Source organism: Paraburkholderia sp., assembly GCF_036488795.1.
In the GTDB taxonomy this organism is placed as follows: domain Bacteria; phylum Pseudomonadota; class Gammaproteobacteria; order Burkholderiales; family Burkholderiaceae; genus Paraburkholderia.
This window is the reverse complement of sequence record NZ_DASXHA010000180.1, coordinates 1-24057: the sequence shown is the minus strand read 5'-3', so window position 1 is coordinate 24057 and position 24057 is coordinate 1. Positions and strand designations below refer to the sequence as shown.

The 24057-nt window shown below is 63.1% G+C and carries 23 protein-coding genes and 1 pseudogene; 9 read left to right on the top strand and 15 right to left on the bottom strand.

Translation table 11 applies throughout. The features are described from left to right. Positions 1–97: pseudogene (locus VGH41_RS26530) on the top strand (beta 1,6 glucan synthase); the annotation flags it as partial. A 123-nt stretch (positions 98–220) separates the two neighbouring features. Here the strand turns inward: VGH41_RS26530 and VGH41_RS26525 are convergent. Beyond that, positions 221–1315 (bottom strand): DUF3443 domain-containing protein, encoded by a 1095-nt coding sequence (locus VGH41_RS26525; RefSeq protein ID WP_331600640.1) that lies wholly within the window; start codon positions 1313–1315, stop codon positions 221–223. Between VGH41_RS26525 and VGH41_RS26520 the strand changes: the two genes are divergently transcribed. Further along, positions 1278–1805 (top strand): hypothetical protein, encoded by a 528-nt coding sequence (locus VGH41_RS26520; RefSeq protein WP_331600639.1) that lies wholly within the window; start codon positions 1278–1280, stop codon positions 1803–1805. The genes VGH41_RS26525 and VGH41_RS26520 overlap by 38 nt on opposite strands. On the opposite strand, the gene VGH41_RS26515 is transcribed toward VGH41_RS26520, so the two are convergent. The 4 genes from VGH41_RS26515 to VGH41_RS26500 all read right to left on the bottom strand — a co-directional run bounded on the left by VGH41_RS26515 (position 1783) and on the right by VGH41_RS26500 (position 5103). Beyond that, positions 1783–2220, bottom strand: a complete 438-nt coding sequence (locus VGH41_RS26515; RefSeq protein ID WP_331600638.1) for a DUF2844 domain-containing protein — start codon at positions 2218–2220, stop codon at positions 1783–1785. The two genes, VGH41_RS26520 and VGH41_RS26515, sit on opposite strands and share 23 nt — an antisense overlap. A 195-nt stretch (positions 2221–2415) precedes the next feature. Next, positions 2416–3822 (bottom strand): DUF3443 family protein, encoded by a 1407-nt coding sequence (locus VGH41_RS26510; protein ID WP_331600637.1) that lies wholly within the window; start codon positions 3820–3822, stop codon positions 2416–2418. A 192-nt stretch (positions 3823–4014) separates the two neighbouring features. Then, positions 4015–4338 carry a rhodanese-like domain-containing protein gene (locus tag VGH41_RS26505; RefSeq protein ID WP_331600636.1) on the bottom strand — a complete coding sequence of 108 codons (324 nt, stop codon included), beginning with the start codon at positions 4336–4338 and terminating at the stop codon, positions 4015–4017. Positions 4339–4449: 111 nt separating this feature from the next. Then, positions 4450–5103 carry a protein-L-isoaspartate O-methyltransferase gene (locus VGH41_RS26500; RefSeq protein ID WP_331600635.1) on the bottom strand — a complete coding sequence of 218 codons (654 nt, stop codon included), beginning with the start codon at positions 5101–5103 and terminating at the stop codon, positions 4450–4452. A 243-nt stretch (positions 5104–5346) separates the two neighbouring features. On the opposite strand from VGH41_RS26500, the gene VGH41_RS26495 reads away from it, so the two are divergent. The 7 genes from VGH41_RS26495 (at position 5347) to VGH41_RS26465 (ending at position 13071) form a co-directional block, all read left to right on the top strand. Then, positions 5347–6366, top strand: coding sequence for a LacI family DNA-binding transcriptional regulator (locus tag VGH41_RS26495; protein ID WP_331600643.1), 1020 nt, complete (start codon positions 5347–5349; stop codon positions 6364–6366). Position 6367: 1 nt separating this feature from the next. Next, positions 6368–7855 carry a sugar ABC transporter ATP-binding protein gene (locus VGH41_RS26490; RefSeq protein ID WP_331600634.1) on the top strand — a complete coding sequence of 496 codons (1488 nt, stop codon included), beginning with the start codon at positions 6368–6370 and terminating at the stop codon, positions 7853–7855. Beyond that, positions 7836–8849 carry an ABC transporter permease gene (locus tag VGH41_RS26485; RefSeq protein WP_331600633.1) on the top strand — a complete coding sequence of 338 codons (1014 nt, stop codon included), beginning with the start codon at positions 7836–7838 and terminating at the stop codon, positions 8847–8849. Before VGH41_RS26490 ends, VGH41_RS26485 begins: the two co-directional genes overlap by 20 nt. A 142-nt stretch (positions 8850–8991) precedes the next feature. Continuing rightward, on the top strand, positions 8992–9954 hold the full coding sequence (locus VGH41_RS26480; RefSeq protein ID WP_331600632.1) for a substrate-binding domain-containing protein: 963 nt from the start codon (positions 8992–8994) through the stop codon (positions 9952–9954). Between the two features lie 118 nt (positions 9955–10072). Then, the gene (locus VGH41_RS26475) at positions 10073–11122 is read left to right on the top strand and encodes a sugar phosphate isomerase/epimerase (protein ID WP_331600631.1); all 1050 of its coding nucleotides are present in this window, start codon (positions 10073–10075) and stop codon (positions 11120–11122) included. Positions 11123–11158: 36 nt separating this feature from the next. Next, the gene (locus VGH41_RS26470; RefSeq protein ID WP_331600630.1) at positions 11159–12310 is read left to right on the top strand and encodes a Gfo/Idh/MocA family oxidoreductase; all 1152 of its coding nucleotides are present in this window, start codon (positions 11159–11161) and stop codon (positions 12308–12310) included. 53 nt (positions 12311–12363) lie between these two features. Next, positions 12364–13071, top strand: a complete 708-nt coding sequence (locus VGH41_RS26465; protein WP_331600629.1) for an NAD(P)H-binding protein — start codon at positions 12364–12366, stop codon at positions 13069–13071. Between the two features lie 40 nt (positions 13072–13111). Here the strand turns inward: VGH41_RS26465 and VGH41_RS26460 are convergent, their stop codons facing one another. From VGH41_RS26460 to VGH41_RS26415, 10 genes are all read right to left on the bottom strand, one after another. Further along, positions 13112–13369 (bottom strand): hypothetical protein, encoded by a 258-nt coding sequence (locus VGH41_RS26460; protein WP_331600642.1) that lies wholly within the window; start codon positions 13367–13369, stop codon positions 13112–13114. A gap of 165 nt (positions 13370–13534) precedes the next feature. Beyond that, positions 13535–14800, bottom strand: coding sequence for a sugar ABC transporter substrate-binding protein (locus VGH41_RS26455; protein WP_331600628.1), 1266 nt, complete (start codon positions 14798–14800; stop codon positions 13535–13537). Positions 14801–15000: 200 nt separating this feature from the next. Then, entirely contained in the window at positions 15001–15759 is a 759-nt protein-coding gene (locus VGH41_RS26450; protein ID WP_331600627.1) for a GolD/DthD family dehydrogenase, read from the bottom strand. Positions 15760–15820: 61 nt separating this feature from the next. Beyond that, positions 15821–17116: a D-tagatose-bisphosphate aldolase, class II, non-catalytic subunit gene (locus tag VGH41_RS26445; protein WP_331600626.1), complete on the bottom strand. Its 1296-nt coding sequence runs from the start codon at positions 17114–17116 to the stop codon at positions 15821–15823. Then, positions 17109–18092 (bottom strand): tagatose kinase, encoded by a 984-nt coding sequence (locus VGH41_RS26440; RefSeq protein WP_331600624.1) that lies wholly within the window; start codon positions 18090–18092, stop codon positions 17109–17111. The genes VGH41_RS26445 and VGH41_RS26440 overlap by 8 nt, the downstream gene beginning before the upstream one ends. Further along, on the bottom strand, positions 18085–19056 hold the full coding sequence (locus VGH41_RS26435) for an ABC transporter permease (protein ID WP_414696725.1): 972 nt from the start codon (positions 19054–19056) through the stop codon (positions 18085–18087). The genes VGH41_RS26440 and VGH41_RS26435 overlap by 8 nt, the downstream gene beginning before the upstream one ends. Before the next feature lie 29 nt (positions 19057–19085). After that, positions 19086–20720, bottom strand: a complete 1635-nt coding sequence (locus tag VGH41_RS26430) for a sugar ABC transporter ATP-binding protein (protein ID WP_331600623.1) — start codon at positions 20718–20720, stop codon at positions 19086–19088. Further along, complete coding sequence (locus tag VGH41_RS26425; RefSeq protein ID WP_331600622.1) at positions 20717–21613, bottom strand: substrate-binding domain-containing protein; 897 nt, start codon at positions 21611–21613, stop codon at positions 20717–20719. The genes VGH41_RS26430 and VGH41_RS26425 overlap by 4 nt, the downstream gene beginning before the upstream one ends. Positions 21614–21638: 25 nt before the next feature. Then, positions 21639–22454, bottom strand: a complete 816-nt coding sequence (locus tag VGH41_RS26420; protein ID WP_331600621.1) for a DeoR/GlpR family DNA-binding transcription regulator — start codon at positions 22452–22454, stop codon at positions 21639–21641. Positions 22455–22766: 312 nt separating this feature from the next. Then, on the bottom strand, positions 22767–23708 hold the full coding sequence (locus tag VGH41_RS26415; RefSeq protein WP_331600620.1) for a CysB family HTH-type transcriptional regulator: 942 nt from the start codon (positions 23706–23708) through the stop codon (positions 22767–22769). Between the last annotated feature and the right edge of the window lie 349 nt (positions 23709–24057).

Sequence of the window (24057 nt, the reverse complement as noted above, 5' to 3'; positions counted from 1 at the left end):
GGACATTCTGGCGTTCTCGCCGCCGCTGATTGTCGAAGAAGCGCAGATCGAGGAGATCTTCAGGACCGTGGGAGAGGTGTTGACGGAGACGGCCTGAGGCGCGGGAACGGCGTGAAATGTGGAGAGGCTGGCGGGGTTGCGACGCCAGCCTCCTGGTTTTGCACAAGGCGGTTTGCTATGCGGTTTGCTGCGCGCTTTGAGCGCACCTGATGCGATGAGCCTAGAACGCGACGAACGGCCCGGTTTGCGAGCCGATCGTGGCGTTGTTCAACACGGTGTAGACGTTGCGGCCGTAGAAGAACGGCAGGCCCCACATAAACCAGCCGGATACGGGCGCACCCATACTGTCATAAGCCGCGTTCGGGCTGGCCAGCAGGTTGAGCGCGTTGTCGACCTGAAACGAGACTGCCGCGCGCGTGTCCGTGCCGCCACGCTGCTTCAATGTGGCGCTCAGGCCTAGCGGAGCCGACGGTGTATAGAAATAGCCCGTAATGGGAATGGCGGCATCTGGAAAGTAGTACACGTTGGTGCCGCTATCGATCGTACTGTTGTTGAAGGTGATGCCCTTATATATGGTCGTCAGGTAGCCGTTCTGATCCAGCGGCACGATGTTCGCCTGGGGCGGCAGTGCATTGTTTTGCCGGGTGCCCACGCCGAAGGTCAGTTGACCGGTTACGCTGGCCTGAGCGCCCGTGGGCAGCGCAGGCAAGCTGATGATCGTGCCGTTGTTGTCCGAAGGGAAGTCGGCGACAGGGTTCATGACCTGCGTGTCGAGCGGCACGCGCGTGCCGGTGCACGAGCCGGACGACGTGCAGTAGTAATAGTTCGCCGGCAAGACGGTTTGCGCCGCCGCCGGGAAGTCGCGTATGCCTGAGCCGATGCCGATCACACCGTTCGCGCCGAGCTTTTGTGCGGTGCTCAGATCGGCGCCCCCGCGCGACAGGCAATCTGACGGCGTGGCGAATTTTGCGTCGCCGATCACCTGAACAGGCAGATTGCCCGCCACTTCACCGCCGATTGTCACATCGGCCCGTTTGATCGACCCCCACGTAAAGCCGGATGCGAATGTCGCGCACTGGGCGATCGGGGCGTTGCCGGTTGGGTCACTGGAACCGCCGGTTTGTGCCGGCAAGCTGGCAGCCAGCGACGAGCCGAGCGCGCCAGCCACCACCCGCACGCCCACCGAGCCGGTATCGAGCAACATATGATCGACCGTCGCGCACTGGCTGGTGCCTTGCATGCCGGGATAGCAGAGGGTCGCGCTCACGTACAGGCTGTTGAACTCGCCGAAGCTGCGGTCGACGGTGATCGGCACGGTGTTGCTGGTCGCCGTTGGGGAGGGACTCGGAGCGGGTGTTGGCGCGGGACTTGGTGCCGGTGTAGGTGTAGGTGTGGGTGTGGGTGTGGATGTGGGCGTAGGCGTAGGCGTAGGCGTAGGCGTAGGCGCCGGACCCGGCGTGGGGACCGGAGCAGGAGTCGGGCTCGGAACCGGAACGGGCGTAACGCCCGGCGTCGGGGCAGGCGTGGGGCTCGGAGTCGCGCTTGCCGGCTGTACCGGCGTGACAGCCGGCGTCGAGGCAGGGCCCGAAATGGGCGCGACTGACGGTGTCTGCGATGCCGGTCCCGCCTTATCTTGCGATGCGTTCCCGCTTGCGTCGTCGGCGCTATCGCCGCCACCGCCGCCGCAGGCGGAAAGGGCGACGCTGGTGCTCAGCAACGCGAAGCAGAGCTTTTTGTTGAAGGTTTTCATGATCGGATATTCGAGTGAGGCGGCGCTACGTGTCATTGCAGATCGTCTGCGCTAACGCCTGCCGGAACCAGCCGTGGGAGGTAGGCCTTGCCGAAGAACCGGCCAGGGCGGCCAGCTGACTGGATCACGAGGTCGCCGTTATGTTCGATCATCGGACCGGTGCCGTGCGGGCGTGCTTCGCCCGCAGCGACGAAGTTCGGAAAGTAGCTTCCCAGAAGCGCGCTCATGTCCGGGCGAACCGGGCCTTGCCACGTGACGGCGAAGACGACATTGCTGGACAACACATACTCGCGCACCGCGACACCGTCGGCGGTGAGCGATTCGTGGACGGAATAAGACGCTGCGCCCGGCTGCGTCGCCCGCAGCGACTTTACCGAGGATGAGCCGGCACCCGGTGCAGCCCCCAACGCCGCGTACGATGCTATGGGCAGCGCCATGGCAACCGCCAGCACGAACTTCAAAAATTTCATCACATTGCTCCGGAAAAAGGTCGGAGCATGGTGCCTGCGGCAGGATGGGCGGAGCCCCAGAGATTTCCTAACGCGAAGCAGGAAATGCCTTCAATGGTCGAGAGAGGAGACTGGTCCGACAGCTCCGCACCCGAGCGGAAGTTGACAGGCCGGCGTCATCCAGCACCGGCCTGTCAGCGGTTTCGCCGACGAGTCTCAAAAGGCGACAAAGGGGCCGGCTTGTGCGCCCACCGTCGTGTTCTCGAGCGCCGTATAGACGCTGCGGCCATAGAAGAATGGCAGCCCCCACAGGACGATCCCGGAAGCGTTTGCGCCGATGTTGTTGAAAGCCGAATTGCCGGTTGCCCACAGCTTGTTGGCGTTATCGATGCCGAACGGCACGTTGATTGGCGTGGCGGTTCCGCCCGGCGAACGGAAGATGGCCGAAAGCGTGAGAGGCGACGCAGGCGCGTAGAACCCGTTGGCACTCGAAGTCGCGATCGTGCTATCCGGAAAGAGCAGGATGTTGGTGCCGCTGTCGATCGCGCTGGGGTGCAGCATGCGGCCTTTATAGATGCTGGTGAAGTAGCCGTACTGATCCACCGGCAGGACATTCGCGCTGGCCGGCATGATGTTGTTCTGCTGGGTGCCGATACCGAAAACCAGTTGTCCGGTCGCGCTGACCGCCCCCGATGACGACAAGCCGGGCAGTCGGATGATCGTGCCGTTGTTGTTGACCGGGAAGCCCGCCACTGGATTCATCGACTGTTTGTCCAGCGGCACACGCGTGTTCGTGCATGAGGCGGCGCTCGTGCAGTAGTAGTACGAGGCAGGGTAGATTCGCGTGGCGGAGTCCGGGTCGTCGCGTACCAGGTTGCTGATGCCGACCAGTCCGTTGGCGCCGAGTGCCGCCGCGGAACTGAGATTGGGTCCGCCGTGCGCGACGCAATCGGCTGGCGTCGCGAAGGCGCCGTCGCCGATGACCTCGATGGGCATCACGCTCGAGGTTTCGCCTCCAATCGTGACGGTCGCCTGTTTGATGGAGCCCCACGTGAAGCCGGAGCCGAAGGTCGCACATTGCGCGATGGGGGAGTTGCCGAGCGGATCGTCGGTGGCGCCGGTCTGGGCCGGCAACTGGGCGGCAAATGCGGTGCCGAGCGAACTCGCCGCGACCCGGACACCCGTTGAACCCGTATCGAGGATCATCCGGTCGACCGTGACGCATTGGCTATTGCCCCGGGCGTTCGGGTTGCAAACAGTGATGGTCACATACGGCTGGTTGATGCTGGTCTTGCCGTCGACCGTGATCGTCGCTGTATTCGGGCCGGCGACCGGCGTAATCGCGGCAGGTCCGTTAGCCGGTGCATTGGCCGGATTGGCCGGGATGCTGGTGCCCGGCGTGCTGTTGCTGTTGGGCGAACCATTGCCGGAGCTGGCGGGCCAACTGGGTGCGGCAGGCCAAACGATTGAGGCGGGCCAGCTCGGCGTAGCGGGCCAGTCGATGACCGCGTTGCTGTTGCCGCTGCCGCCTCCGCCACATGCCGAAACGGCAAGGCTGACGGCAAGCAGCGCAACAGTGGGTAGCAGCATGGCTGGCAGCCGTGCAATTGGCTTGAATTGCATCGAAATGCTCCGAAAAAAGGTCGGAGCATGGTGCCAGAGAGGTTGCTAAGGAGACCGGGGGAAATTTCCGCAGAGGAAAAATGAAACACCTGCGGGCAGTGACAGGAACCGGGGCGGGTCGGTAGTCGCAGCGGTGTGGCTACCCAGGCCGCAACTCGCGCAGCACGGCCTGGGTATCACGCAATAGTCGAATCAGTAAGTCGGCACTGCGGGGTCAACCTGCCTCGACCACGCATCAATCCCACCTTGCAGATTGAACACGTCCTTATACCCGCGCGACTCCAGAAACATCGCGACCTGGGCGCTGCGCGCGCCGTGATGGCACACGCACACGATCTGCACGTCGTCTTCGAGTTCTTCGCTGCGTGCCGGAATCTCACGCATCGGAATCGACACGCTGCCGGCGATTTTTGCTGTTTCGATTTCCCACGGCTCGCGTACGTCGAGCAGCACAGGTGCGGGGCGGGATTTATCGGCGAGCCATTCGGCGAGAGCGGGAGCGGTCAGGTTTTGCATGAGGGGTACATCCGTTTCAGGTGATGGCACATAACAGCCACGAACCGCAGCCACGAACTGCAGCCAGGGCTGCGGGCGCAACTCGCGCCCGCCATCAATGCATGAAGAAGCTCAGAACTTGAAGCGCGGCGGCTGCACGGCGTTGGTCAGCGGCTCGATATACGTTTCGAATACGTCGGCAATCCGATATTGCTTTTCGTCGATACGCGTGATGATCTGCGCCTTCATGACCGGCGCCGTGCCGACGAACGCCGCCAGACGGCCGCCAATCTTCAGATGCTCGAGAATTTCCTGCGGCAGCACAGGCAGGCCACCCGACACGCAGATCACGTCATACGGCGCCGCTGCCGGCCAGCCGCGCGCGGCGTCGCCGGTCGCGACTTCCGCATTGAGTACGCCGTTCGCCGCCAGATTGGCCTTGGCCAGTTCAGCCAGTTCCGGTTCGATATCCACCGTCAGCACATGCTGCGCGCGGGCCGCGAGCAGTGCCGCCATATAACCCGAGCCTGCGCCGATTTCGAGCACGCTCTCGTGCTTCTTCACCGCCAGCTCCTGCAGCACGCGCGCTTCGACGCGCGGCGCCAGCATGTGCTGGCCGCCCGGCAGCGGCACTTCGAAGTCGACGAAGGCCAGGTCGCGGTAGACGGCAGGAACGAAATTCTCACGCTTGACGATGGAGAGCAGATTCAACACGTCCTGGTCGAGCACTTCCCAGGGGCGGATCTGCTGTTCGATCATGTTGAAACGCGCTTGCTCGATATTCATGGTGGATTCGGCAGTTCGGTTTAGGTGCAACCGGCGAAGCAGGTTGGGTCAGGGTAACTGCGGAATTGTACCAAAACGGGGGCGACAGCCGCCCGCAGCCGGGCAATCCCGCTCCGTGTTAATCCCTACGCGGCGATCCTTGCGATTCGGCCGTTCATCATCCAAAAATGTAATCGATTACATTTTGCACGGAGATTCGGAGTGGCCAGACTGCCGCAACCTGAGGCCGAAGCACCTCAAGCGATGCTGCACGCGTCAGACGGCATTTCGATTGCCGGCGTCGCCGAGCAGGCGGGGGTGTCCGTGGCCACGGTCTCGCGGGTGCTCAACGGCCACGCCAACGTGCGGCCCGCTACGCGCGACAAGGTGCTGGCCGCGGTCGACGCCAGCGGCTACCGCGTCAACGAGCTGGCGCGCAACCTGCGCACCGCCGAAAGCCGCCTGTTGCTGACCATGGTGCCGGACGTCGGCAACCCGTTTTATGCGGAGATCGTGCGCGGCATCGATACGGTGGCGCGCCAGCATGGCTACTTCATGTTGCTGTGCGACACGGGCGCCGATCCGGGCCGCGAGCGCAGCTACTTCGACTTGCTGCGCCGCCGCCGCGCGGACGGCGCCATCTGTCTCGATCCCGCCACGGTGCAACAGGCGCTCGCCGAGGAATCCAACGCGCTGCCCTGGGTAGCCTGCTGCGAGTTCGATCCGGCGGTCGGCGTGCCGTATGTCGGGATCGACAACTACCGGGCCGCCGCCGACGCCGTGGGGCATCTGCTGGCGCAGGGGCATCGGCGCATCGGCCTGATCAACTCGGATGTCGGCTATCTGTACGCGCGGCAGCGCCAGCAAGGCTACCTCGACGCGCTGCGCGAAGCCGGCATCGAAGCGGACCCGCGCTGGCGCATGAATCTGAACAGCCTCGACTACGAAGCGGGCGCGTCGGCCGCGGCGCTCCTGATGGCACAACCGAATGCGGCCACTGCGGCGCCCACCGCGATCTTCGCGGTCTCGGACACGCTCGCCATCGGTGTCATCCACGGTCTGCGCAGTGTCGGCAAGCGCGTGCCGGACGACGTCGCGGTAGTCGGCTTCGACGATATCTCGCTTGCCGCGCAGATCGACCCGCCGTTGACGACGATCGCCCAGCCCATGCGCGAGCTCGGCGAAACCGCCGCGCGCCTCTTGTTGCAGCGTCTGGCAAATCCATTGGCCGACGTGCCGGGCGTGCTGCTGCCGCACCGGCTCGTGATTCGCAGGAGCGCCTGACATGAGCCTCGCCGTGCGTTTCGACGACATCCGCAAAGACTTCGGCCCGGTGCGCGTGCTGCACGGCGTGAGTTTCGAGCTGAGGCCGGGGCGCATCTACGGTCTGCTGGGCGAGAACGGCGCGGGCAAATCGACGCTGATGAAAATTCTCTCCGGCTACGAAACGGCGAGCGCCGGCACGCTGCTGATCGACGGTCAGGCGCAGCAGTTCGTCAGTTCGCGTGATGCGGAAGCGGCCGGCATTGTGCTGATTCACCAGGAGTTCAATCTCGCCGAGCATCTGACGATTGCGCAGAACATCTACCTCGGCCATGAAAAGCGCCGCGGCTGGCTGCTCGACGACGCGGCCATGCGTGGCGAGGCGACCCGCTATCTGGCCGAGGTCGGCCTCGCGAAGGCGCCGGATACCAAGGTGCGCGACCTGATCGTCGCTGAAAAGCAGATGGTGGAAATCGCCAAGGCGTTGTCGCGGCGCGCGCGTCTCCTGATCATGGACGAGCCCACCGCGACGCTCACGCCGGCCGAAACCGAACGGCTCTTTACGCTGATGGCGAAGCTGAAAGCGGATGGCGTGACGATCATCTACATCTCGCACAAGCTCGATGAAGTCGAGCACATCACCGACGAGGTGATCGTGATGCGCGACGGTCGTTTCGTCGCACGCGGCGAAACCTCGACGCTGGCGCGTCAGCAGATGGCGAACCTGATGGTGGGACGCGAGCTCTCCGACATGTTTCCGGACAAGGTGCCCGTAGCGGCAGATGCGCCGATCGCACTGAAGGTGGCCGGCCTCGTCGTGCCCGGGTGGGTGGAGGACCTCAGCTTCGAGGTGCGCGCGGGCGAAGTGCTGGGCTTCGCGGGGCTGGTGGGCGCGGGTCGCACGGAAGCCTTCGAAGCCATCCTCGGATTGCGCAAGCGCAGCGCGGGCCGCATCGAAATCGGCGGACGTGTGGTCGGTCTGAAGAACCCGCGCGCCGCGATGCGCCACGGCCTCACGTATCTCAGCGAAGATCGCAAGGGCAAGGCGCTGCACGTCAACCTGAGCCTGCAGGACAACCTCACGCTGATGACCCTCGAACGCTACACGCACCCGTTGCTCGATCTGAAAGCGGGGCGCGCCGCACTCACGCACGCGGTGAGCGATTTCGGCATTCGCACCGGCGATCTGTCGAGCCGCGCGCGCATGCTCTCCGGCGGCAATCAGCAGAAGCTCGCGCTCGCCAAATACCTGCAGCCCGATCCGAACGTGGTGGTGCTGGACGAGCCCACGCGCGGCGTCGATGTCGGTTCCAAGCGCGACATCTATTTCCTGATTCACCGGCTCGCAGCGCAAGGCCGCGCGGTAATCGTCATTTCATCCGAACTCATCGAGCTGATCGGCCTGTGCCATCGCGTCGCCGTGATGCGCGCGGGCCGATTGCAGGCCACGCTCGATCTCGATCATCTGACCGAAGAGGAGTTGATCGCGCATGCAACCGGCACCCACTGAAGCCGCGCAGTCACCGCGCGCGTTGCGGCTCGCGCATCTGCTGTACGGGCTCGGCCCGCTGCTCGGCCTCGTTTTGCTGTGCGTGGTCGGCACGCTGCTCAATCGCGATTTCGCGACCTTCGACAATCTGATGAACGTGCTCACGCGTACGGCGTTCATCGGCATCATCGCGGTCGGCATGACCTTCGTGATCATTTCGGGCGGCATCGATCTGTCGGTGGGTTCGATGGCCGCGCTGATCGCGGGCACCATGATCTGGCTGATGAACGGCCTGTCGACGGGTATCGGCGGTCATACGTTCGCGCCGCTCGCGATCATCGCCCTGGGCATGGTCGGCGCGCTGGTGTTAGGCGGCCTGTTCGGCTGGGCGCACGGTCTCCTGATCACCAAAGGACGCATCGAGCCGTTCATCGTCACGCTGGGCACGCTCGGCATTTTTCGCGCGGTGCTCACGTGGCTCGCCGACGGCGGCGCGCTCACGCTCAACAATTCGCTGACCGATCTCTACGGCCCGGTTTACTACGCGAGTTTTCTCGGCGTGCCGGTGCCGATCTGGGTGTTTCTGGTCGTCGCGGCGGGCGGCACGCTGATCCTCAACCGCACGGCGTTCGGCCGCCATGTGCAGGCGATCGGCTCGAACGAGCAGGTCGCGCGCTACGCGGCAATCCGCGTGGATACCGTGAAGATCGTCACGTACGTGCTGCTCGGAATCTGCGTGGGCGTGGCGACCGTGCTGTATGTGCCGCGTCTCGGTTCGGCGACGCCGACCACGGGTCTGCTGTGGGAACTCGAGGCCATCGCCGCCGTGGTCGTCGGCGGCACCGCGCTCAAGGGCGGCGAGGGGCGCGTGATCGGCACCGTGATCGGGGCGATCCTGCTGTCGGTAATCGCGAACATTCTCAATCTCACCAGCATCATCAGCGTGTATCTGAACGCGGCAGTGCAGGGCGCCGTGATTATCGTCGTGGCGTTTTTGCAGCGCGGACGGCGCTAGGGCGCAGCGGCTAGCAGGGGCAGGGCGGAGCGCAGAGGAAGACCAGGTCAACTATTCAAAGCACGGCGGTACCAACGGGCAGCACGTTAAAAGCAGTCGAAGAATCGGGGCGCGCGAACGCCTCATAACTGGAGACACAACCATGAAGCAGGTCATTCGAGCGATGAGCGCCGGCGTGCTGGCGTTGGGGATACTGGGGACGGCGGGTGCGGCGCGCGCCGACGACAAGGTGATCCTGGGCGTGGCGATACCGACCGCGGACCACGGCTTTACCGGCGGCATCGACTGGTGGGCGAACAAGGCCAAGGAGGACATGGAGAAGGCGCATCCGGACCTGAAGGTGATCCTGAAGACCTCGGCAAGCGCGCCGGAACAGGCGAACCAGTTGCAGGACATGGTCACCGTCAACAAGATCAATGCGCTCGTGATCTTCCCGCATGAGTCGGCTTCGCTGACGCAGCCCGTGGCGCAGGTGAAGAAGAAGGGCATCTACGTGACGGTGGTGGATCGCGGACTCACCGACACCAGTGCTCAGGACGCCTACGTTGCCGGCGACAACACCGCGTTTGGCCGGCTGGCAGGCGAGTACTTCTGCAAAACGCTGAACGGCAAGGGTGACATCGTCGCGTTGCGCGGCATTCCGACCACGCTCGATAACGAACGCTATAGCGCGTTCACGAAAGCCTTGTCCGCCTGCCCCGGGGTCAAGGTGCTCGACGCCAAATACGCCAACTGGAATCGCGACGACGCGTTCAAGGTGATGCAGGACTACCTGACGCGCTTCAAGCACATCGACGCGGTCTGGTCCGCTGACGACGACATGTCGGTGGGCGTGCTGAAGGCGATCGACCAGGCTCACCGCACCGACATCAAGGAAGTGCTGGGCGGCGCCGGATCGAAGGAAATGATCAAGCGTGTGATGGATGGCGACAAGCTGATCAATGCGGACGTCACGTATTCGCCGAAGTTCATCTACGACGCGATCAAGCTGACGGCCGAAGCGCGCCTGAAGGGCGAGAAGCTGCCGCCGACGACGATCATCCCGTCGGTGCTCGTCACGAAGGAAAACGCCAAGGACTATTACTTCCCCGACTCGCCGTTCTGATCGGCTGTGCGTTGCCGCTGCGCGAGACGCGTTTGACGCTGACCAATCGCGTCACGCGCAGCGGCGAGCACCCATCTTTGCTGACGAGCTTTCCAATCTTTGAGCGAGGAGCGGCACGATGAAGACCATCCGGGGCCCGGCAATTTACCTGGCCCAGTTCCTGGGCGACAAGGCGCCTTTCGGCACACTGGGAAACATGGCGACGTGGGCCGCGAGCCTCGGCTACGAAGGGATTCAGGTTCCGGTCGACGCGCGCCTGATCGACCTCGACAAAGCCGCGTCGAGCCAGACGTATTGCGACGAACTGCTCGGCGTGGTAGCCGACGCCGGGGTGCAGATCACCGAACTGGCGACTCATCTGCAAGGCCAGCTGGTGGCGGTGCATCCTGCGTACGACCTGCTGTTCGACGGCTTTGCCGCGCCGCACGTGCGCGGCAATCCGCAAGCGCGCACCGGGTGGGCCATCGGGCAATTGAAGCTGGCCGCGCAGGCGTCGCGGCGTCTCGGCCTCGACCGGCATGTGTCGTTTTCGGGTGCGCTGGCGTGGCCGTATGTGTATCCGTGGCCGCAGCGTCCCGCCGGTCTCGTCGATGCCGCCTTCGACGAACTCGCGCGCCGCTGGACACCGATTCTCGACGCCTTCGACGAGGTCGGCGTCGACATCGCTTACGAACTGCACCCCGGCGAAGACCTGCACGACGGCGTGACTTTCGAGCGCTTTCTGGAGCGCGTGAACGGCCACAAGCGCGCGAACATCCTGTTCGATCCGAGCCACTACGTACTGCAGCAACTCGACTACCTCGCGTTCATCGATATCTATCACGAGCGCATCAAGGCCTTCCACGTGAAGGATGCGGAGTTTCGCCCCACCGGCCGCGCGGGCGTATATGGCAGCTATAGCGACTGGGTCGAGCGTCCGGGCCGCTTTCGTTCGCTCGGCGACGGACAGATCGATTTCGGCGGAATCTTCTCGAAGATGGCGCAATACGATTTTCCGGGCTGGGCCGTGCTCGAATGGGAATGCGCGCTGAAGCATCCGGAAGACGGCGCGCGCGAAGGCGCGGAGTTCATCCGCCGTCACATCATTCGGGTGGCCGAGCATGCCTTCGATGACTTCGCTGGTAGCGGCGTCGACACGGCGCAATTGAAGCGCATCTTGGGCTTGTGAAGGCGCGCTAGGCGCATCGTCAAAGGAGCATCATCCATGGCACGAAGGTTAAGGCTGGGCATGGTCGGCGGCGGCCAGGGCGCGTTTATCGGCGCGGTGCACCGGATCGCCGCGCGCATCGACGACCGCTTTGAAATCGTCGCGGGCGCGCTGTCCTCCGATCCGCAACGCGCGCAGGCGAGCGCCACCGAGGCCGGTATTGCCCGCAGCTACGCGGACTGGCGCGAGATGGCAAAGGCAGAGGCCGCACGCAAGGACGACGGAATCGACGCCGTGGCGATCGTCACGCCGAATCATCTGCATGCGCCGGTCGCCACCGCGTTTCTCGACGCCGGCATTCACGTGATCTGCGACAAGCCGCTGGCGGTGTCGCTCGCCGAGGGCCAGGCGTTGGCGAAGCTGGCCCGCGAGAAAAAGCGGCTCTTCGCGCTGACGCACACCTACTCCGGCTATCCCATGGTTCGTCACGCACGCGAGCTGGTCGCAGCCGGCGAGCTGGGCGAGGTACGTGTCGTGCAGGTCGAATATGCGCAGGACTGGCTCGCCGAGCCGATCGAAACCAGCGGCACCAACAAACAGGCCGGCTGGCGCACCGATCCGGCGCTGGCCGGTCCGGCCGGCTGCCTCGGGGATATCGGCACGCACGCCTACCATCTGGCGGCGTTCGTGACGGGGATGACGCCGGAGGCATTGTCGGCGGAGCTGCACACGTTCGTCCCCGGCCGCCGTGTCGACGATCATGTGCAGGCGATGCTGCGCTACGCCAACGGCGCGCGCGGCATGCTGTGGGCGAGCCAGGTGGCGAGCGGCGCGGAAAACGCATTGCGCCTGCGCGTCTACGGCACAAAAGCGGGGCTCGCCTTCGATCAGGAGAATCCCAATGAACTGTGGTTGACGCCCCTCGGCGGAGCATCTGAGCGTCTGACCCGTGGCCGGGTCAAGAGCGCGATCGCCGCGCATGCGACGCGCGTGCCGCCGGGCCATCCTGAAGGCTATCTGGAAGCGTTCGCGCAGCTGTATGCCGACGCCGCGTTGCAGATCGAGGCGCTGGACGCCGGCAAGCCGCCCCCGCCGGAGAGCCTGCTCCTCACGACCGTGGACGACGGCGTGGCCGGTTTGCACTTTATCGAAGCGGTGCTCGCGAGCAGCGCGGCGCAGGGCGGAGTTCGTGATGTAGGCAACGGTTAGGAAGCGCTGCGACGCGGTAATATGCGGCGGTGCCCCTTTAGACGGACCCACGCATGTCGACTTTTCTCGCGCCCAGCCAGTCCAATGTCGTCCGCAAACAAACCGTCCTGCTGCTTGGCGGCACGGGTCTCGTCGGTAGCGCGGCCTTGCGCCTGCTGGCCCGTGACGACCGGGTGGCCGAAGTCCGCGTGCTGGTGCGCCGCGCGGCGGGGGCGGCGACAGCCGGCCTCGACGCGACCAACCGCGTCGTCGAACACATGATCGATTACGACTGGCCCGACGCGGACTCGGAGATTTTCGACGTAGACGCGGTGATCTGCGCGCTCGGCACGACCATCCGTACGGCCGGTTCGCAGGCCGCGTTCCGCAAGGTGGACTATGAATATCCGCTGCGCATTGCCGGCATCGCGCGCCGTCATGGCGCCACGCACTTTGCGATGGTCACGGCGATTGGCGCCGATCCGCATGCGCGGACCTTCTATAGCCGCGTGAAGGGCAATGTGGAAGAGGCGGTCAAGAAGCTCGACTATCCGGTGCTGACCATCATCCGGCCATCGTTCCTGATGGGCGAGCGCACCGAAAGCCGGCCGCTGGAGAGCATCGCGCGGCGCGTGGGGGTCTATCTGCCGTTGAAATGGCGCTCGATTTCCGTCGAACGCGTGGCGCGCGCACTGGTGACCGAGGTGTTGAGCGACGATACGCGCGGCGTGAACGTGATCGAAAACGACGAACTGCATCGGGCGCCGCCGATGTGCCGTTAGCCGTGGTGGCGTTGACTACGGCAGCGGTGGGCGTGAGGTCTCAGCTTTTGCTCTTCTTGAGCTGTTCTTCGAACGCAAGATCGAGCTTGCTCGCCTTACGCGGCTTGGGCGGACCGAAGGCGTCCACGAACTTGACGAAATCGTCGAGCGGCAGCGGGTCGGAGACTTTTTTGTCGGTGCCGCTGGATTTGTCGACCAGATAAAACAGGCCGCCCGACAGACTGATCGCCGCAAAGCGCGGATTGCCGCTGCGGGTTTTCAGCCGCTCGACGGCATGGATGGCTCGGGTGGTGCGCATGATGAAGAACGGCCGGATAGGGGACATTTACTTTATCAGCAATGACCCGCAATGGCCCGCTCTATCGCTTCAACCGGTTCCTGACTCCCTGTTCATGCAGAAGCCACGCGCTTCGTGTCATACGAATCCGCGTGGCCTGAACAGTTGGGGCAGAGGCATCCGGACTTACTTCTGGTAGCCCGCCTGGCGCACGGCGCGGTCGGCTGCCGCGTCGCCCGCCTGGAGTGCCTGGTCGACGCTCATCTGACCTGCAACGGCCCCCGCTATCTGCTGACCGATGTTCGTCCCGAACGACTGGAATTCCGGAATTCCCACGTATTGCACGCCGGTGTACGGGACTTTCTTCAGGGTCGAGTCGTTTGGATTGGCGGTTTGGATCGCATTCAGGACGAACTCGCTAAACGGTGCAGCCTGCTTGTATTCGGGACGTGCATAGGTCGATTGACGCGTGCCGGGCGGCAGCGACGCCCAACCGATGTCATTACCTACCAGCGTGATGTAGTCCTTGGAGGTCGCCCATACGATGAACCGTTTCGCCGCGTCTTGCGATTTCGACGATTTCGGAATGGCGAACGACCATGACCAGAGCCAGTGCGAACCCTTCGGCGTCACCTGGGTCGGCGCCGCTGCGAAGCCCACCTTGTCGGCAACGGACGACTCGGTCTTGTTATAAAGAATGCCGGCAGCGGACGTTGCGTCTACCCAGATCGCGCACTTGCCGCCGGTCATGAGCGACAGATTCTCGTTGAAGCCATTTGAGCTGGCTCCGGGAGGGCCGTCCTTCTTCAACAGATCGACGTAGAAATTGATGGCGCTTTTCCATTCCGGCGAATTGACCTGAGCGCGCCATTTCTCGTCGAAATATCGTCCGCCATAGGTGTTCACCAGGGTGGAGACGAAGGCCATGTTCTCACCCCAACCCGCCTTGCCACGCAGACAGATACCGTAGACGCCGTTGGCCCGGTCGTTCAGCTTGTCGGCAAGCTCGCTGATCTGGCTATAGGTGGGATGATCCGGCATGGTCAAACCCTTCGCCGCGAATAGATCCTTCCGGTAGAACGTCATGGAGCTTTCGGCATTGAACGGCAGCGCGAACAAGGTTCCGTCGTAAGACAAGCCGTCGCGAACCGACTTGAGTACATCGTCGAGATCGTAGCTGGCGGGCAGTCCCGTGATCGGCACCAGCCAACCGCGCTTGCCCCAGAGTGGCGCCTCATAGGTCCCGATGGCCGATACGTCGAATTGCCCGCCATTCGTTGTGATATCCGTCGTCAGGCGCTGTCGAAGTACATTTTCTTCGAGCACGATCCACTTCAACTGGATATCGGGGTTGGCCTTCTCGAAGACCGGAGAAAGCTTTTTCATTTCGATCAGATCGTTGTTGTTCGGTACCGCAATCGTGACGGTGGTGGCGCACGCCAGACTAGCCATGCCCAATCCAATCCCTGCAACAACGGATGCGGCAAGATGGCGCCGAAACGAAACTACATGAGAAAGATAGATAATTTTCGTCTCCTAAACATCGTGGGTTGTGTTCGATCTTGTGCTGCCTCCAGGTGCTCTCAGGTTTTCGCTCGTGCTTACAGCGTGAAAAGCGTTCGCTCGCCGATCCTTTCCGGCTGCGTGGCGTGCTACTGAATCGAATAGCCGCCGTCGATCATCAGGTTCGCCCCGTTGATCATTGCGGCTTCACTGCTCGCCAGATACATGATGGCGGCGCCGATCTCGGCCGGCTTCGCAAAGCGCCGGGTGGGGATGGTGGCGCGGGCGCGTTCTCCTTTTTCTCCTGCCCAGCCAGTCAGCCCGAGTTCCGTCTCGACGACGGTTGGCGAAACGGCATTGACCGTCACGCCTCGAGGCGCCCATTCGAGCGCCATGCAATGCGTCATTCCGAGGACTCCGGCTTTGCTGGCGCAATAGGCGACATGCCCTTCAATGCCGATCACGGCCGCCTGCGACGCCAGGTTGATGATCCTGCCTTGCCCGCGCGCGAGCATGCCGGGTGCAAATGCGCGCGCCACCAGGAACGGGCCGCGCAGATTCACTGCGATGGTTGTGTCCCATGTTTCAAGCGGAAAATCTTCGGCCGGTGCTAACGGCCCGATACCGGCGTTGTTGACCAGAATGTCGACGCGACCGAACAGCGAAAGAACTTCATCGGCCGTGGTGGCGACGGATTCAGCGTCGCTCACGTCGACGACCCAACCTCGATGCGTTGCACCCAGGCCTGCAGCGACCTCCGCCACGGACGGGGAACGATCCAGCAGGGCGACGGTGGCGCCGGCTGCCGCAAATTGCTCTGCAACCTGGCGGCCTATGCCGGCAGCCGCGCCGGTTATCGCCACGACGGCATGGCTAAAATCGTAAGAAGCATGAGTCTCAAAGGACATGACTACCTCCGTGTTCGGGTGACAGGAACGCCCTGTTATATGGACCGCCGCGATTGCAACATCAGTCGCGACAAGCCGACGCGTAATGCTGGATGACCTCGCGGACTTTGCTTTGCACGATGCTCATCGGCGACGCGTCGACTGTGCCATTGCGCAATTGCCAGTACTGGCCCGGCAAGTATTGGCTGAGCAGATTCTCCGGAATCGGCGTCTCCGACAGATTGCGCATCAGGCGCTGCGCAGCAGCGTCAATTTCCGGATCAGCCCAGTAGTAGCGCACGCGGTCGCTGTAACTGTAGGTGCGCAGCAGTCTGGTTTCGTCCGCAGCGCCGTGGTAGTACTTCTCCCAGTTGCCCGGCTTGCGCAGCATCACGCTTTCGACAACCGCGCGTAATTCGGAGCGCCGATCGGGCGGTAGCAAGGCCGACTCGATATCCGCGAGTGCATATAAAGCCTCGCGCAGCGCGAAGGTGACTGCGGGCCCCACTTTGAGAATCGCGAAACCGTCGCGCACCAATGCCTTGAGCGAATCCGGCCGCTGATAGTCCGTCGAATGCGCTTCGAACACCATGCCCGGCAATTGCGTGAGCACGTGCGACAGATCCGTAGCCAGTTCAGGCTGATAATCGATGACCTGCGTGTGATCGAACTCGACGCCAGGCTGCACCACGAGCGCAATCACGCGCTCCCATGCGTCCTCGAGTTGCCGCGCGCGCCACGCGTCGCGATGGATGGCGACGGTTTCCAGCGCGGCATCCCGGCGGGTGACGTCTACGGTGTTCAGTGTTTCGCTGGCGCCGCCGGGCACCGGCACTTCGGTGCCGATCACATAGACCGGGCGTGTCTTCAGACCTTCACGCAGCGCCGCTCTTTCGGCCACTTCACACAGACGCGCTGCGCGTTGCGCCACGACGCTGTCCGATAGATGCTCCGGGTCGCCGCCGCAAGCCATGCTGGTGTCCAGGTGAATCTTCGTGAAGCCGGCGCTGACGTAAGCGTCGATCAACGCCTCAGCGCGCAGCATGGCTTCCGCAGCGGGCAGGCTGCGCCATGCATTCGGTCCGAGATGATCGCCGCCGAGGATCAGGCGCTCGCGCGGCATGCCCACGCGCTGCGCGATTCGCTGCACGAACCCGACGAAGTCGGCCGGTTTCATGCCGGTATAGCCGCCGTACTGATCGACCTGGTTCGAGGTCGATTCGATCAGCAGCGGCGTGCCGTCATGCTGCGCCTGCTGCATCGCTGCTTCGAGCACCCAGGGGTGCGCGGAGCAGATTGCGTAGATACCCTTGAGCGAGGCCGTCGCGCTATCTTCCGCGATCGGCCCGTTCAAAAGCCGCGTCACGATGTTATGCATGATTGCCCTCCGCATGGGTCACGAAGGCGTCGAGTTCGGCGAAGGTCGCGGTGCCTTCCATCGGGCCGCGCAGGGTGACCGCCCGCGCGCCGCTCGCGCATGCATAGCGCAGTGCCGCCTCGATATCCATGCCTTGCGCGCGGCATGTGATGTAGGTGGCCCCGAAGCAGTCGCCCGCGCCGGTGGGGTCCACTTCGTCGACGTGCAGCGCGGGCACATGAATTTCCCGGGTGCCGTCGTAGAAGCTGCAACCGTCCTTGCCGCGCTTCACCACTACTTCGCGAACGCCACGCTCCAGCAGTTCGTCGATCGCCGCGTGCTCGGAACTGGCGGTAGCCAGCAAGGTAACTTCATGACCGCTCGGCAGGAACACATCCGTGTAGTCGAGAATGAAATCCAGCGCTTCACGCATCTCCGGAATGCGCAGCATTTCCTTGCGGATATTCGGATCGAAGCTGACCGTGCCGCCATGCTCCTTGACGGTCTCGATGACCTTCTTCATCGCCTCGATGATGCGAAACGAAAACAGCGACGAGCCCATCACATGAAAGTGGCGACAATCCTTCAGCAGATCCTCGCGGATGTTTGCCACCGAAAGATGGGCCGACGCGCTGTTCGTGATGTTGAAGATGAAGTCGCGCTCGCCGTCTTCGCGGTAGGTGACGAATGCACTGCCGGTGGTTTGTCCTTTGATGACGGCGATGCCCGAGACGTCGACGCCGTCCGTGCGCAACCGTTCGACGTTGAGCGTGCCGAAGTCGTCGTCGCCGACGCAGCCGATCATCGCGCAGCGGCTGCCGAGGCGCGCGACCTGATCGATGAAAATGGCCGGCGCCCCGCTGGCATAGGGGCCGATCAGCGTGCCCGGCTGCCGGAACGACTGACCGCGCTCGGTCGCCATGATTTCGACGAGGATCTCGCCCATCGTCAGGATGTAGCCGGTCTTGCCGGCGCTATGCGATTCGCGATCAGGCATGGCGTTTCTTCGTTTGAACATCGATGCAGACGGCGACCAGAATCACGACGCCCTTGACGATGAGTTGATAAAAATACGGCACGCTCAGCAGATTCATGCCGTTGTTGATGACGCCGATAATCAGCGCGCCGATCAAGGTTCCGATGATCGTGCCGTAGCCGCCGCTCAGACTCGTGCCGCCCAGAACGGCCGCGGCAATCGCATCCAGTTCGTAGCCCATGCCGGCATTCGGTTGCGCGGAGTAAAGACGCGAGGTCATCAACACGCCCCCGATGCTCGCCATCAGCCCGGAGATCATGAAGATGAAAATGCGGAGACGCCGCACGTTGATGCCCGAATACAGCGCCGCTTCACGATTGCCGCCGGCGAGATACGCCTTGCGGCCGAACACGGTGCGCGACAGCACGAAGTGATTGATGAGCAGCAGCAGGGCGAGCACCCAGATCGGAATGGCGATGCCGAGAAACGCGCCGTTGCCGAGCGAGGCGAAACGGTCGTCGTCGATGGAAATCGGCACGCCTGCGGAGGCGATGTAGGCAAGGCCGCGAAACACGCCCATCGTCGCCACGGTCACGATGAACGACGGAATGGTCAAGAGCGCCGAAAGCGCGCCATTGACCCAGCCGAGCGCGACGCCCGCGATCATCGCGGCCAGTACCGCGACGACAGGGTGCATGCCGTGCTGCATTGCGACCGCCGCGACCGTACCCACCAGCGCCATGACCGCGCCGACTGAAAGATCGATGTCGCCGAGCAGCAGCACATACGTCATACCGAAACCGAGTATGGCGATGATCGACACTTGCAACACGACGTTGAGCAGATTGCCCAACGACATGAAGTTCGGCGTGAGAAAGGCGAACAGGCCGCACAACACGATCAGGCCGCACACAATGCCGCCGTAGTGCCGCATCCACTTGGACAGCGCGCTCGCGCCGTTGGAACGCGGGTTCGCGCCGCTCATGGGCGTGTCCGGTTGAAGATGAGTGGGTTTCATGACTGCATTGCTCCCGTTGCATACGACATTACGGTCTCCGGGCTGAGGCCGGCTGCATCGAACTGTTTGACGATCCGCTTCTCGCGCATCACCACGAGGCGGTCGCTCATGGCAAGTGCTTCGGGCAATTCCGAGGAAACCAGAATGATGGCTGTGCCGGCCGCCGCCAGTTCACGGATCACACGGTAGATTTCGAATTTCGCGCCCACATCGACACCGCGCGTCGGTTCATCCAGAATCAGCACCTTGGGCGTGAGCGTGAGCCATTTGGAGAACACGACTTTCTGCTGATTGCCGCCGCTCAGATCGCCCACGGCCTGGTCTGCATGGGAGGCGCGGATCTTCATACGATCAATCGCATTGCGGGTTGCTTCGCGTTCGAAGCGGCTGCTCAACATGCCAAAACGCGAACCCTTGCGCTCGAAGCTGGCCATCGTGACGTTTTGGGCAATCGAGTGCATCAGCACGAGGCCCTGGTGCTTGCGGTCTTCGGTGACGAAGGCGAGGCCCGCGGAGATTGCGTCTTCCGGTGAGCGCAGCTTGAGGCGCTTACCGTTCATCACGATCTCGCCGCTCGGGCTTCCGACGCCAAAGAGCGCATTCATCACGTCGGAGCGTCCCGCGCCGATCAGGCCGAAAAAGCCGAGAATCTCGCCTGCGTGCAGCGCGAAACTGATGTCGCTGAAGGTGTTCGCGAGACTCAGCCCGCGCACTTCGAGCAACGGTTGCGCAGGCCGCACATAAGGCTGTGCGCGGCGTGGATACACATCGCTCATTGCGCGGCCCACCATCAGGTTGATGAGCGTGCCGATGGTGGTGCCGTGCTTGTCCGACGTGCTGATATAACGGCCGTCACGCATCACGGAGATGTCGTCGGAGATACGCATGATCTCGTTCATGCGGTGCGAGATATAGACGACCGCTTTGCCGCGCGCCTTCAGTTTCATCACGATGTCGAACAGGATCTCGGCTTCGCGGTCGCTCAACGACGAAGTGGGCTCGTCCATGATGACGAGTTCGGCGTCGTGACTCAGCGCCTTGGCAATCTCGACCAGTTGCCGTTGCGCCATCGAAAGCCGCGCCACCGGCGCATCCGCATCAATGTGAATGCCGAGTTCGTCCATCAACTGCTGCGTGCGCCGCGTTAGCGCCCGGAAATCCGCCACGCCGAAGCGGCGCGGCTCGTGGCCGGCAAAGACGTTTTCAGCGACGCTCAGATTGGTCGCCAGACTCAGTTCCTGATAGATGATCGAGATGCCGGCCGCCTGGGCGTCCGCCGGGCGGGTGAAGGTGACCGGCTTGCCGCGCAGCAGCAGTTCGCCGCGCGTCGGTTCATACACGCCCGCGAGGATTTTCATCAGCGTGGATTTGCCCGCGCCGTTTTCGCCGAGCAAGGTATGCACGCGGCCACGCTGGAGCTTGAGCGAGACGTCCTTGATTGCTTCTACCGGGCCGAACGACTTGGCGATGGAGCGCAACTCCAGCAGCGGCAGTTGTGTGTCGGCGCTGCCGCAGCTGTTGCCGCTATTGTTGCCGCTGAGGTCGGGGCCGGCGGGATCGACGCGGCCGAACCCGGGGCCCGGCCTCGACCCCGGCGGCTGTGCGCGACCGGTATCGAGGTTCGCGTTCATTTCGCGGCTTCGCGCGTGTAGACGCCCGGCGGCACCGGGATGTCCCTGGCGACCGACTGCTTGTCGGCAATCTTCACGGCGGTGTCGACCGCAATCGCGCCCATCTTCTCCGGATACTGACGAATCACGCCGACGAAGTTCGGGTTTTTGTCCACCGCAGCGCGTGCTTCCGGCATGCCGTCGAAGCCGATCACCTTGACATGATTGCCGGCCGACTTGCCTGCCACGGCGGCGGCGAGCGCGGCGTCGTCGCCGAAGCCGAAGATGCCGTCCAGATCGGGATGCGCCTGCAACATGTTCTGCGCGGTGCTCAGCGCCTCGGCGCGCGTGATGCCCGGCTGCACGGCGACGACCTGCACGCCCGGACATCCGCCCAATGCTTTCTTGAATCCGCTCACACGGTCGATCACGGATTGCACCGTCGGGTAGTCGATGATGCCGACCTTGCCCTTGCCGCCCAGCACCTTGCACATCAACTGGCCGGCCATGATGCCGCCCGCGTAGTTGTCGGTGGCGATGTGCGAGGCGACCTCGACGCCTTGCGCGCCGATATCGACGGTAATGACCGGAATGCCCGCGTTCTCCGCGGCCATCACGGCCGCCTTGACGCCCTTTGAATCGACCGGTGACAGCACGATCACATTGACCTTGCGTGTCACGAAGTCCTGCACGTCGGCGATCTGCTTGCTCAGGTCCTGATTGGCAATCGCGATGTCGAGTGTGGCGTGATCTTTGGCGGCTTCCTGTTTCATCGCGTCAGCGAGGGCGACATAGAACGGATGTTGTTGCGTGAGCAACGATGCGCCGATCGTCACGTCGTTAGCCTGCGCAATGCCGCAGGTGCCGCACAGCGCAGCTGCAACGAGTGCGGTTGTCAGTACCGGATGCTTCATGGTGTCTCTTCCTTGGTATGGATGGTTAAGGCGTGGATTGGCGGAACTCGAGAATTCCGTTTTCCCTTCTGTGTACTTCAAGGTGCTTGCGTGGAAACAGGTCCATCGTGGGCGGATCGATGCCGTCGTCGATCACGAGTCCGCCGAGATCCGAAAGGTTGCAAAACACATGGCCATCGCGCTCGGACAGCTGCGGCTGATACGCGACGACGATGGTGCGCGCCGCGGTCTGCGTGGCGGCATGAAAGACGCGGGCAAGGCCGGGGTCGGCGCACAGCAGGTTGCCGTCACGGTCGATTCCCGAGGCTTCGAGAATGCAGAGGTCCAGGGAGCGCGCGGTGATGGAGCGCTCGGTATCCGGGCCGATAAGGGTGGTCGCTTCCTGATCCAGATGGCCGCCGGTCAATTGCAGTTCGCAATGTACGAAGCGCTGCGCGGTCTGCGCCATGGCGATGTCGTGCAGCAGCAGCGACAGGTTCGAACGATCCGACAGCAGCGGCAGCACCTTGTGGACGATGGCGCCGGCGCCGAGCATCAGCGATTCGTGGTCGTCCACCGATTCCGCCGCAAACCGCGCGATCGACATTTCCGCCGCTTTGCGCGTCGCGCCGTCCGATACCGGCATCAGCACACTTTCGCCGGGCCGCTGCGCCAGATAGCGCGCCTTGCCGAACGAGCGGACCAGATAACGCTGCTGTTCCAGATAGGTCAGGTCGGTGCGGATCGTGACGCTCGACACGTCGAATGCCTGGCTGAGTTCCTCGACCGACACCTCGCCGCGCTTGCGGACCATCTCGACGATCTGAAGGCGCCGCTTCAGTGAACTCTTGTTAGCCAGCATGTCTCCACTCTTCGAAAGAAATGTCTTTTGTTTCGAAAGAGTTTAGTTTCGATTCGAAAGTGCGTCAAAGGAAATGCGGGATGCGGGGAGCTGTGGTTTTCCCTGGAGGGGGAGAGGTGCGCCCTGGCAAACGCCGGCTACGTCGAGCGAAGCGCTATAGGGAGGGCGGGGTGGGGGCGTGCGGCGTCGCGGAAAGACGGACTGGCGTGTGGCCGTTCGGCTGGCCTGGCGGGCATTGCCGGCGCATTGTGGCGGCCGGCGAGAGAAGGCGGCGGGCTACCGGCGTAGCCCGCTAATTGGAAAGCGGGTGAATCAAAGCTCGTAGGATTCGTGTTCGCCCTTGAGCGCCTGCTCGATCAGCCTGCGGTTCATGCTTGGCGAGAGCAGCTCGACGAGCGTATACACGTAGCTGCGCAGGTACGCGCCCTGTTTCAGCGCCACGCGCGTGACGTTGCTGCCGAACAGGTGGCCCACCGGCATTGCCCGCAGATGGCGGTCGCGTTCGGCGTTAAAGGCGATGTCGGCCATGATGCCCACGCCCAGCCCCAGCTCGACGTAAGTTTTGATCACGTCCGCATCGATCGCTTCCAGCACGATATCCGGCGACAGGCCGCGCAGCCGGAACGCCTCGTTGATCTTGGTGCGGCCCGCGAACGCGTTGTCATACGTAATCAGCGGATATTGCGTCAGATCGTCGAGCGACAGCAGCTTGCGCTCCAGCAGCGGATGATCCGGCTGCATGACCGCGAGGTGGTGCCACTGGAAGCAGGGCAGCGACACCAGTTCCTTATAGGTAGAGATGGCCTCCGTGGCGATCGCGAGGTCCGCCTGGTCGTGGATGACCATTTCGGCTACCTGGGTCGGGCTGCCTTGCAGAATTGAAAGATGAACTTTCGGGAAACGCTTCTTGAATTCGGCGATTGCGGCCGGAAGTGAGTAGCGCGCCTGGGTGTGGGTGGCCGCGATGACGAGGTTGCCCTGATCCTGCGCCGCGTAGTCTTTCCCCACGCGTTTCAGGCTTTCGACCTCCTGCAAGATTTTTTCGACGGAGGCGAGGATAATGCGGCCCGGTTCGGTCAAAGACCGGACGCGTTTGCCGTGCCGCGTAAAGATTTCGACGCCCAGTTCGTCTTCGAGCTCGATGATCGCCTTCGACACGCCTGGCTGGCTTGTATACAGCGCCTTGGCCGCTTCCGTGAGGTTGAAATTCTGCCGAACGGCCTCGCGGACGAAGCGGAACTGGTGCAGGTTCATATATAACCCCTACGCATATCAAAAGAATTTTTTAGTCGTTTGAAGTATAAGGGGAGTTTATTACTATTTCCCCATCTTTTTCAATATGGATATCTGTTTTTGTCATTAGCACATGAGCGGTGGGTCTAGACAAACCCGCTCAGCCGCGCCGGCAAAGGCAGAGGAACTTGCGCAGCGTCCCGCGAACGCTGCGTGTCACGCAAAAACTGGGGTCCCCGAATGTACCAATACGATCAGTACGACCAGACCATCGTCGACGAACGCGTCGCGCAGTACCGCGACCAGGTTCGGCGCCGGCTGTCGGGCGAATTGAGCGAAGAGGAGTTTCGTCCGCTGCGTCTGCAGAACG

Excerpts from the sequence above, each read along its gene's own strand:
- VGH41_RS26430 (WP_331600623.1), bottom strand. The coding sequence starts at position 20,720 with ATGAACGCGAACCTCGATACCGGTCGCGCACAGCCGCCGGGGTCGAGG.
- VGH41_RS26490 (WP_331600634.1), top strand. The coding sequence starts at position 6,368 with ATGAGCCTCGCCGTGCGTTTCGACGACATCCGCAAAGACTTCGGCCCG.
- VGH41_RS26445 (WP_331600626.1), bottom strand. The coding sequence starts at position 17,116 with ATGCATAACATCGTGACGCGGCTTTTGAACGGGCCGATCGCGGAAGAT.
- VGH41_RS26495 (WP_331600643.1), top strand. The coding sequence starts at position 5,347 with ATGCTGCACGCGTCAGACGGCATTTCGATTGCCGGCGTCGCCGAGCAG.
- VGH41_RS26475 (WP_331600631.1), top strand. The coding sequence starts at position 10,073 with ATGAAGACCATCCGGGGCCCGGCAATTTACCTGGCCCAGTTCCTGGGC.
- VGH41_RS26505 (WP_331600636.1), bottom strand. The coding sequence starts at position 4,338 with ATGCAAAACCTGACCGCTCCCGCTCTCGCCGAATGGCTCGCCGATAAA.
- VGH41_RS26470 (WP_331600630.1), top strand. The coding sequence starts at position 11,159 with ATGGCACGAAGGTTAAGGCTGGGCATGGTCGGCGGCGGCCAGGGCGCG.
- VGH41_RS26460 (WP_331600642.1), bottom strand. The coding sequence starts at position 13,369 with ATGCGCACCACCCGAGCCATCCATGCCGTCGAGCGGCTGAAAACCCGC.
- VGH41_RS26450 (WP_331600627.1), bottom strand. The coding sequence starts at position 15,759 with ATGTCCTTTGAGACTCATGCTTCTTACGATTTTAGCCATGCCGTCGTG.
- VGH41_RS26480 (WP_331600632.1), top strand. The coding sequence starts at position 8,992 with ATGAAGCAGGTCATTCGAGCGATGAGCGCCGGCGTGCTGGCGTTGGGG.
- VGH41_RS26455 (WP_331600628.1), bottom strand. The coding sequence starts at position 14,800 with ATGGCTAGTCTGGCGTGCGCCACCACCGTCACGATTGCGGTACCGAAC.
- VGH41_RS26515 (WP_331600638.1), bottom strand. The coding sequence starts at position 2,220 with ATGAAATTTTTGAAGTTCGTGCTGGCGGTTGCCATGGCGCTGCCCATA.
- VGH41_RS26485 (WP_331600633.1), top strand. The coding sequence starts at position 7,836 with ATGCAACCGGCACCCACTGAAGCCGCGCAGTCACCGCGCGCGTTGCGG.
- VGH41_RS26420 (WP_331600621.1), bottom strand. The coding sequence starts at position 22,454 with ATGCTGGCTAACAAGAGTTCACTGAAGCGGCGCCTTCAGATCGTCGAG.
- VGH41_RS26435 (WP_414696725.1), bottom strand. The coding sequence starts at position 19,056 with ATGAGCGGCGCGAACCCGCGTTCCAACGGCGCGAGCGCGCTGTCCAAG.
- VGH41_RS26425 (WP_331600622.1), bottom strand. The coding sequence starts at position 21,613 with ATGAAGCATCCGGTACTGACAACCGCACTCGTTGCAGCTGCGCTGTGC.
- VGH41_RS26415 (WP_331600620.1), bottom strand. The coding sequence starts at position 23,708 with ATGAACCTGCACCAGTTCCGCTTCGTCCGCGAGGCCGTTCGGCAGAAT.
- VGH41_RS26440 (WP_331600624.1), bottom strand. The coding sequence starts at position 18,092 with ATGCCTGATCGCGAATCGCATAGCGCCGGCAAGACCGGCTACATCCTG.
- VGH41_RS26510 (WP_331600637.1), bottom strand. The coding sequence starts at position 3,822 with ATGCAATTCAAGCCAATTGCACGGCTGCCAGCCATGCTGCTACCCACT.
- VGH41_RS26500 (WP_331600635.1), bottom strand. The coding sequence starts at position 5,103 with ATGAATATCGAGCAAGCGCGTTTCAACATGATCGAACAGCAGATCCGC.
- VGH41_RS26465 (WP_331600629.1), top strand. The coding sequence starts at position 12,364 with ATGTCGACTTTTCTCGCGCCCAGCCAGTCCAATGTCGTCCGCAAACAA.